7 protein-coding genes are annotated in these 7,818 nt (G+C 67.6%); 3 read left to right on the top strand and 4 right to left on the bottom strand.

What is annotated here, in order from left to right; translation table 11 throughout:
* From ACFQEU_RS08555 to ACFQEU_RS08545, 3 genes are all read right to left on the bottom strand, one after another.
* A partial coding sequence (locus tag ACFQEU_RS08555; RefSeq protein WP_379781189.1) for a thiamine pyrophosphate-binding protein occupies positions 1 to 550 on the bottom strand: 550 nt, incomplete at its 3' end.
* 152 nt (positions 551 to 702) lie between these two features.
* Positions 703 to 2,607: a DEAD/DEAH box helicase family protein gene (locus ACFQEU_RS08550; protein ID WP_379781187.1), complete on the bottom strand. Its 1,905-nt coding sequence runs from the start codon at positions 2,605 to 2,607 to the stop codon at positions 703 to 705.
* A gap of 38 nt (positions 2,608 to 2,645) precedes the next feature.
* Entirely contained in the window at positions 2,646 to 3,380 is a 735-nt protein-coding gene (locus tag ACFQEU_RS08545; protein WP_379781185.1) for a hypothetical protein, read from the bottom strand.
* 186 nt (positions 3,381 to 3,566) lie between these two features.
* Here ACFQEU_RS08545 and ACFQEU_RS08540 point away from each other — a divergent pair, with 186 nt between their 5' ends.
* Positions 3,567 to 4,100 (top strand): multiprotein bridging factor aMBF1, encoded by a 534-nt coding sequence (locus tag ACFQEU_RS08540; RefSeq protein ID WP_379781183.1) that lies wholly within the window; start codon positions 3,567 to 3,569, stop codon positions 4,098 to 4,100.
* 21 nt (positions 4,101 to 4,121) lie between these two features.
* On the opposite strand, the gene ACFQEU_RS08535 is transcribed toward ACFQEU_RS08540, so the two are convergent.
* A complete protein-coding gene (locus tag ACFQEU_RS08535; protein WP_379781181.1) occupies positions 4,122 to 4,907 on the bottom strand; it encodes a DICT sensory domain-containing protein in 786 nt (261 codons plus the stop codon).
* 143 nt (positions 4,908 to 5,050) lie between these two features.
* Between ACFQEU_RS08535 and tpiA the strand changes: the two genes are divergently transcribed.
* Positions 5,051 to 5,695, top strand: coding sequence for a triose-phosphate isomerase (gene tpiA, locus ACFQEU_RS08530; RefSeq protein WP_379781179.1), 645 nt, complete (start codon positions 5,051 to 5,053; stop codon positions 5,693 to 5,695).
* 335 nt (positions 5,696 to 6,030) lie between these two features.
* Positions 6,031 to 7,818: molecular chaperone DnaK (dnaK, locus tag ACFQEU_RS08525; RefSeq protein WP_379781177.1), on the top strand; the 1,788-nt coding region annotated here is incomplete at its 3' end.

Raw genomic sequence — 7,818 nt, 5'->3', positions numbered from 1 at the left:
TCCCGACCCGAACCGGTCCCTGCGGCGGTTGGCGGGCGACGCGGATCGCGTCGGCGACCGCGGCGACCGCGCCCGCAGGCGACTCCACGAGCACGTTCTCCTTGACGACGGTGTCGTACGTCGCTGGCGGCGTCTCGTGGATCCCATCCCCGCCTCGGACGTCGCGCTCGGTCTCGACCGCGAGATGGAGCAAGGGAACGCAGTCGTTTTTCGCGTTCTTTAGCCCGTTCATCGCGTTCATGTCGCCGGGGCCGGGGACGACCACCGTCGCGGCCATCGTCCCGGGCTCGCTCGACTCGGCGTACCCCCAGGCCTGGTGAGTGACCGCGGTCTCGTGGCGGGCGACGACGAACCGCGCGTCCCGGTCCGCGAACGCCCGGTTGAGCGGGAGTGTCTGCTTGCCGGGGATCCCGAACGCGACCTCGACACCGTGGTCGAGCAGGCAGTCCACGACCGCTTCCCCGACCGTCGGGCGATCCACACCGTCATCGTCCCCCGCGGGTCCGTCGTCCGTGATCCCCGTTTCAGTGGATCCGTCGTCCGTGTCCATGATCGGCTCCGACGGCGGAGTGCGTGAAAGGTCCGTCGGCTACACAGTCGGACCGAGGGCGGTGCGACGAGATCCGATCCGCTTCGATTCGGTTCAGTCAAGTCCGGCTCAGGGCCGGTTCACACGGATACACTTCGCGACGTGACCCTCACTCACTCCGCGACGTTCGTCTCCCGTACGCGCACGCCCTTCCGCGCGAGGTGGCGCATCTGCCGCTGAGCGAACTCCTCCTCGCTCGACCCGCGAGTCGCGAGCACGTACACGAGCGCGGTGCCCTCGGGTCGCATGGTCCGACCCGCCCGCTGTGACCCTTGTCGGCGGCTCCCGCCGAGCCCGCTCGCGACGACCGCGAGCTCGGCGTTCGGGAGGTCGATCCCTTCGTCGCCGACCCGCGACACGACGAGGACGTCGACCTCCGTCCCCTCCTCGTGGAACCGGCGGAACAGCTCCGCCCGCTCGTGGTGGGGCGTCTCGCCGCTGACGAACGGCGCGTCCAGCGCGTCGGCGAGCGCCTCGCCGTGATCGAGATACTCGATGAACACGAGCGCCTTCTTACCGCGGTGGGCGGCGAGCAGGTACCGGACCTCCTCGACTTTCGCCGGATTCTCGGCCGCCAGTCGCCGCCGTTCACGCCCGTCCGCGCTGGCGTACTCGTTGCGAGCGAGCTCGTCGCGCCACGGGACGTACCGGATCTCGACTTCGGGCTCTTGGACGAACCCCGCCTCGAACAGTGCGTCCCAATCCGCGCCGATCGGCTGTCCGATCAGGGTGTAGATCTCCTCCTCGCTCCCGGTCTCACGAACCGGAGTTGCCGAGAGTCCGAGCCGGTGTTTCGCCTGGAGTTCTGCCGCCCGGGAGTAGACGGGGGCGGTAATGTGGTGGGCCTCGTCGAAGCAGATCAACCCCCACCGCCGGGAGTCGAACAGCCCGCGATGCCGGTCCATCCCCGCGATCTGGTAGGTCGCGATCGTGATCGGTCGGATCTCTTTTTGCCCGCCGTGGTACTCGCCGATATCGGCAGGGTCGACGGTGGAGTGGGCGAGCAGCTCCTCGCGCCACTGTCCGGCGAGCTCGCGCGAGGGAACGAGTATCAGCGTCTCGCCGCCGACGGCGGCGATCGTCGCGATGGCGGCGACGGTCTTACCGGAGCCCGGCGGGCCGACGTACACGCCCGACCGCGACTCGAGGAACGTCTCGACCCACGTCTCCTGGTACTCCCTGAGGTCGGTAGTGAGATCGATGTCGACCGGGTCGCCGGTGTCGAGGTCCCGGTCGTCCTGCACGGGGTACCCGGCGTCGTACAGCGCTCGCTTCACCGCCGCGACCGCGGCCTCGTTCACCCACGCCTCGGTTTCCGAGATCGGCGCGCGGAGGTGGTCGTCAGCCAAGTGCTGCTCCGCGACGTTGCCAAGCAGGCTCTCCGAGGCCGCCTCAAGCACGACGTAGTCGTCCTCGTGTGTATACAGCCGGAAACGGTTGGCGCGCCGCCACTGGTCGCGGACCCACTCCTCCAGCTCCGCGAACCGACGGGGGAGGACGGATCGGAGGCTGCCGATCAGCGCGTCGGCGTCGTCGAACGGCGCGGCCCACACGTCCTCCGGACGGATCCGGTAGAGATAGCCGCGGGTTCCGGGGTCGGTCCCGGTCGTGTCCACGAGGCGCGCGAACTGTGAGAGCTGCGCCCGCGTGTACTGGGTCGGCCGGTCCACGACGATCTCGCGTCGCTTCGGGAACGTGACGACCCGCTCGCGGCTCGCCAGCCGGCCCCACTCGCTCGGGTAGAAGACGACTGGGTCGCTCTCGACGTCGAGCCTCTCGACCGACCCGCGCTCGACGAGCGTGGCGAGGGCGTCCCTGGCAGCGGCTTGCGTCGTTCCCAGCCGTCGCGCAACCTCGCTCGCGGTGGCGACGGGTCGCTCCTCGGCTTCGAGCGCGTCGTGAAAGCGGTCGAGCGAGAGATCGCCCACGGTCGACTCACCCGCGTCCGTCCCGGGCTCGGTCCGGTCTCCCTCGGGCTTCTCGGAGTGGTCGTCCTCACGACCGTTCTCGTCTCCCATCGGTCACGAGTATGGCCGCGACGCTGAAACGTGTGGCGTCAGCGGCCGCGACGCCCGCCGTGACAGTTCCGTGAGGTGATCGCCGACTTCGACCGGAAGCGACAGCCACAGTCGACACACCGGACGAACGGCTCCCCGGGTTCGGTCTCCAACCGGTGCTCGCCGACTACGAACGGACGGGTCACCGTGCGGGGGCGGATCCGATCCGGGATCGGCTCCGACGAGTCCTCGCTTAACCCCGTCCGAACCGCGATCGTGTCGATATCGACGGGGTCGAACCGTGCGGCCTCGATCGCGTCGTCGCGGTCGGCCACCTCCGTCCACCCCGTGACGACGACCGGGGAGTTCGTCTCCGTGTCGCCGACGACGACGACGAACCGGATCCCGTCCTCGACGAGCGCGAACCGCCAGCCGTCGGTCCGGTTCCAGCGGAGCTGCCCGTGGCGTATCGCGTCGCTGACCGTCCGAGTCGAGACGTACCGGCCGGGTTGTTCGAGTCGCTCACGGAAGTGATCAGTGAGCGCGTACAGTCCGGGATCGCGTACCGGCGGGTCTTCCGGCGTCCGGCGTCGAGCCGCCGGGACGGACTGGGGTTCCGGATCGGACGTCGACGCCCGTTGCGGAGTTCCGTCCGGGCCGAACCGGCTCGGCGGCGTGGACGGTCCACGACGCCCGCCGGTGTCGGGGTGCGTCGCGTGCGGTGCGGTCCGGCGCTCCGTCGTTCCGGTGCCGGGCCCCTCGTCGGTTCCCGGTCCGCCCTGTCGGGATGCCACTACCGCTCCGTACCGACCCCGTTCTTAAGTGTGTTACGGGGACACAGGGGTGTGGAGATCGGTTGGGGTCCGTCGGGGCGGGTTGGGACGGTTGGGGGGTGGGGTGCGGTAGAGGGCCGTTAGGGGTATCGGCGAACGCATCGGAACGGCGCACCCTTTATACGAGAGGCCCCGTTACCCCCGCGTATGCCCCAGTGTGAAATGTGTGGCGCCGAGCAGGCCTCGCTGACGACGACGAAGGTCGAAGGCGCCGAGTTGGAGCTGTGCAGTTCCTGTACGGACTTCGGGACGGAAGTCCGTGAGGAGCCGAGCAGCTCCGCGGGGAGCAAGTACTCTACGAGCTCCAGCTCCGGGAAGGCGGCCTCGTCTTCCTCCTCCTCGTCCGGATCGAGCGGATCGGGTAGCTCGGGTGGATCGCGGCGTCGCCGCGACATGTTCGACGACATGGACGAGGTCGCGACCGACTACGACGACCGGATCCGTACCGCCCGCGAGTCCCGCGGGCTGAGCCAAGAGGACCTCGCCGACCAGCTGAACGAGAAGGCGAGCCTCATCCGGAAGCTCGAGCGCGGCGACACCCTCCCCACCGACGAGGTCCAGCGGAAGCTCGAACGCGCGCTCGACATCTCGCTGGTCGAGGGTGAGGACGTCGACGAAGAGTGGGAGACGACCGACGCCGGGACGATGACGCTCGGCGACGTGGTCAAGCGGAAGGACTGAGCTCCCGAGAACGGAGTCGTTTCACACGGTCGCGCCGTCGTCCCCGTCGTCGGTCGTCTCGGAGGACCAGTACCGGGAGACGAGGTGGTCGATGATGGTGTCGACGGTCGCCGGATCGTAGCTCCAGAAGCCGTAGAACTCACCAGGCGCGCGCTCCTCGGCGAGCAACGCACACTTCGCCTCGTCGAGGCCGTCGCCGTCGAAGGCGACGAACCACGTCTCGCGGATCTCGGCCGAACGGGCGACGTGGACCGTGTAGTAGTCGGCGTTTGGAGCGTCACCCTCGTCGGTCGCGTACGCGTGTACGTCTAGCTCCGGTTTTTCGCCGAGCCGATCGTACGTGTTCGTCTCCCCGGTCAGCACATCGAGGGTCTGGAACCCGGCGTGGAGCTCGCCGCGGCCGACGCGCCACGCACGGTCCTCGATCTCGCGGGAGGCTGCGACCATGTCGCCCCGTGAATAGGAGGTGAACATCGTCTCGTCGAGGTGATCGAGGACTGGCTCCCCAACTCTACCCGTGGTCGGATCCTCGGGTATGCCGCCGTCTACATCGGGAGCAGAGGGGTCACCGATCTCGGTACTGTGAGCCGGGAGGAGCTCCTCGACTCCCACCGCAGTCACGAACTCCCCGTCCCTGGAGAGTACGGCGTACCCGTCCGGTCCCCCGTCGGTCGAGCCGTCCACGACGCGGACGTTCCGGTCCGCGAAGTGTTCGGCGAGGGTCCGTGCGACCGCGGGATCGTCGTCGAAGACGGTGAGCGTGGCTTCATGCGACTCCACGCCGGCGATGATTTCGATGAGGGACATGTCCACGTCCGGCCCCAAAGGGGTCGTTCGACGCGTTGTCACCCCGGGTATATATATGATAGGGGGTCCCCCTCGGCGCGGAGGTGTGTAACCCAGTGCCGAAGTGTGTAAGCTATTTGCGCCCGCGGCCCGGTCGGACACGTATGTTCATCTTGGTGAACCTCAAGGCGTATCCGTGTGATCCGATCGAGGTCGCGACCGCCGCTCGCGACGTGGCCGACGCGTCGGGCGTGCGGATCGCGATCTCGCCGCAGGCCGCGGATATCGCTCGGGTTGCGGAGACGGGCGTCGAAACGTGGGCACAGCACGTCTCCCCGAACGCCCATGGCTCGCACACGGGCTCGACGCTCGCCGAGGCGGTCGCGGACAACGGCGCCGCGGGGACGCTCATCAACCACTCGGAAAACCGACTGAAGCTCGCGGACATCGACGGATCGGTCGACGCCGCGGAGCGCGCCAGTCTCGACACGGTGGTGTGTGCGAACAACCCGGCACAGGTCGGCGCGGCGGCCGCACTCTCGCCCGACGCGGTTGCGGTCGAACCGCCAGAGCTCATCGGCGGGGATGTCTCCGTCTCGACGGCCGATCCTGGAATCGTCGAGGACGCGGTCGCGGCCGCGGGTGCGGTAGACGAGGCGGTCGACGTGTTCTGTGGTGCCGGCGTCTCCACCGGAGAGGATGTAGCGGCCGCCGCGGAGCTCGGCGCGTCTGGCGTCCTTCTCGCCTCCGGCGTCGCCAAGGCCGATGACCCGGCAGCGGTCCTCGAGGACCTCGTCTCCGAGATCTGAATCGGAAACTATGTCCCCGCGAGTTGGCTCGCGACGGGATACGGACATAAGGGGATTGCAACCGGTCATGGGGTAACCGCGGCCGGTCAGGGGGTAACTGCGGCCGGTCAGGGGGTAACTGCGGCCGGTCAGGGGGTAACTGCGGCCGGTCAGGGGGTAACCACGCCGGACAACCGGGGCGACCGGGTGACTGCGCTTGCGGGTCAGTATAAAGACATCGATGTTAGTGGCTACCACGATCGGAAAAAACGCACGACCCGAACGGGATCGGCTGATCGCCAAAATCGGCTCGTCTAGTAACCTTTAACCGACACAAGCCGGTATCTATTGGTAAGATGGCGACCAACAAGATCCTCGGTATCGACCTCGGTACCACCAATTCCGCGTTCGCGGTGATGGAGGGTGACGAACCCGAGATCATCGCCAACGCGGAAGGCGATCGGACGACTCCCTCCGTCGTCGCCTTTTCCGACGACGACGAGCGACTCGTCGGAAAGCCGGCGAAGAACCAGGCCGTCCAGAACCCCGACCGCACGATCCAGTCGATCAAGCGGCACATGGGCGAGGACGACTACACCGTCTCGGTCGACGGCGAGGAGTACACGCCCGAGCAGATCTCGGCGATGATCCTCCAGAAGATCAAACGCGACGCCGAGGAGTACCTCGGCGACGACGTCGAGAAGGCGGTCATCACGGTGCCCGCCTACTTCAACGACAAACAGCGCCAGGCGACGAAGGACGCCGGCGAGATCGCTGGGTTCGACGTCGAACGCATCGTCAACGAGCCGACCGCGGCGTCGATGGCGTACGGCCTTGACGACGAGTCGGACCAGACCGTTCTGGTGTACGACCTCGGCGGCGGGACGTTCGACGTATCGGTGCTGGACCTCGGCGGCGGCGTCTACGAGGTCGTCGCCACGAACGGGGACAACGACCTCGGCGGCGACGACTGGGACGAGGCGCTCATCGACCACATCGCCGAAGAGTTCAAAAACGACCACGGGATCGACCTCCGCGAGGACCGGCAGGCGCTCCAGCGGCTGAAAGACGCCGCCGAGGAGGCGAAGATCGAGCTGTCGAACAAGAAGGAGACGACGGTGAACCTGCCGTTCATCACCGCGACCGACAGCGGCCCGGTTCACCTGGAACAGTCGATCACCCGTGCGACGTTCGAGAACCTCACGTCAGACCTCCTCGAACGGACCGTCGGCCCGACCGAGCAGGCGCTCTCGGACGCCGGCTACTCCAAGTCGGACATCGACGAGGTCATTCTCGTCGGCGGGTCGACCCGGATGCCGCAGGTCCAGGAGAAGGTCGAGGAACTCATCGGTCAGGCGCCGAAAAAGAACGTCAACCCCGACGAGGCGGTCGCGCTCGGTGCGGCCGTGCAGGGTGGCGTGCTCTCCGGAGACGTCGACGACATCGTTCTACTGGACGTGACGCCGCTCTCGCTCGGTATCGAAGTGAAAGGTGGGCTGTTCGAGCGGCTCATCGAGAAGAACACGACGATCCCGACGGAGGAGTCGAAGGTGTTCACCACGGCGGCGGACAACCAGACCTCCGTCAACGTCCGCGTGTTCCAGGGAGAACGCGAGATCGCCGAGGAGAACGAGCTGCTCGGCGCGTTCCAGCTCACCGGTATCCCGCCCGCTCCCGCCGGAACCCCCCAGATCGAGGTGTCGTTCAGCATCGACGAGAACGGCATTGTCAACGTCGAAGCGGAGGACCAAGGCTCCGGCAACGCCGAGTCGATCACCATCGAGGGGGGCGTCGGCCTCTCCGACGAGGAGATCGAGCAGATGCAGGAGGAGGCCGAGAAGCACAAAGAGGAGGACGAGGCGCGCCGCGAGCGGATCGAGGCCCGCAACGAGGCCGAGACGGCGATCCAGCGTGCGGAGACCCTTCTCGAAGAGAACGAGGACGCGATCGACGACGACCTCCGTGGCGACATCGAGGCGGCAATCGAGGACGTCGAGGAGACGCTCGAGGACGAGGACGCCGAAACCGAGGCGCTCCAAGACGTCACCGAGGCGCTCTCCGAGGAGCTCCAAGAGATCGGCAAGCAAATGTACCAAGAGCAGGCCGCACAGGCCGGCCCGGGCGGCGCTGGCGGCGCCGCGGGC

This window comes from Halorubrum tibetense, assembly GCF_042661865.1.
GTDB classification, from domain to species: Archaea; Halobacteriota; Halobacteria; order Halobacteriales; family Haloferacaceae; genus Halorubrum; species Halorubrum tibetense.
Note: the sequence above shows the minus strand (reverse complement) of the source record. Positions and strands in the feature narration are given on the sequence as shown.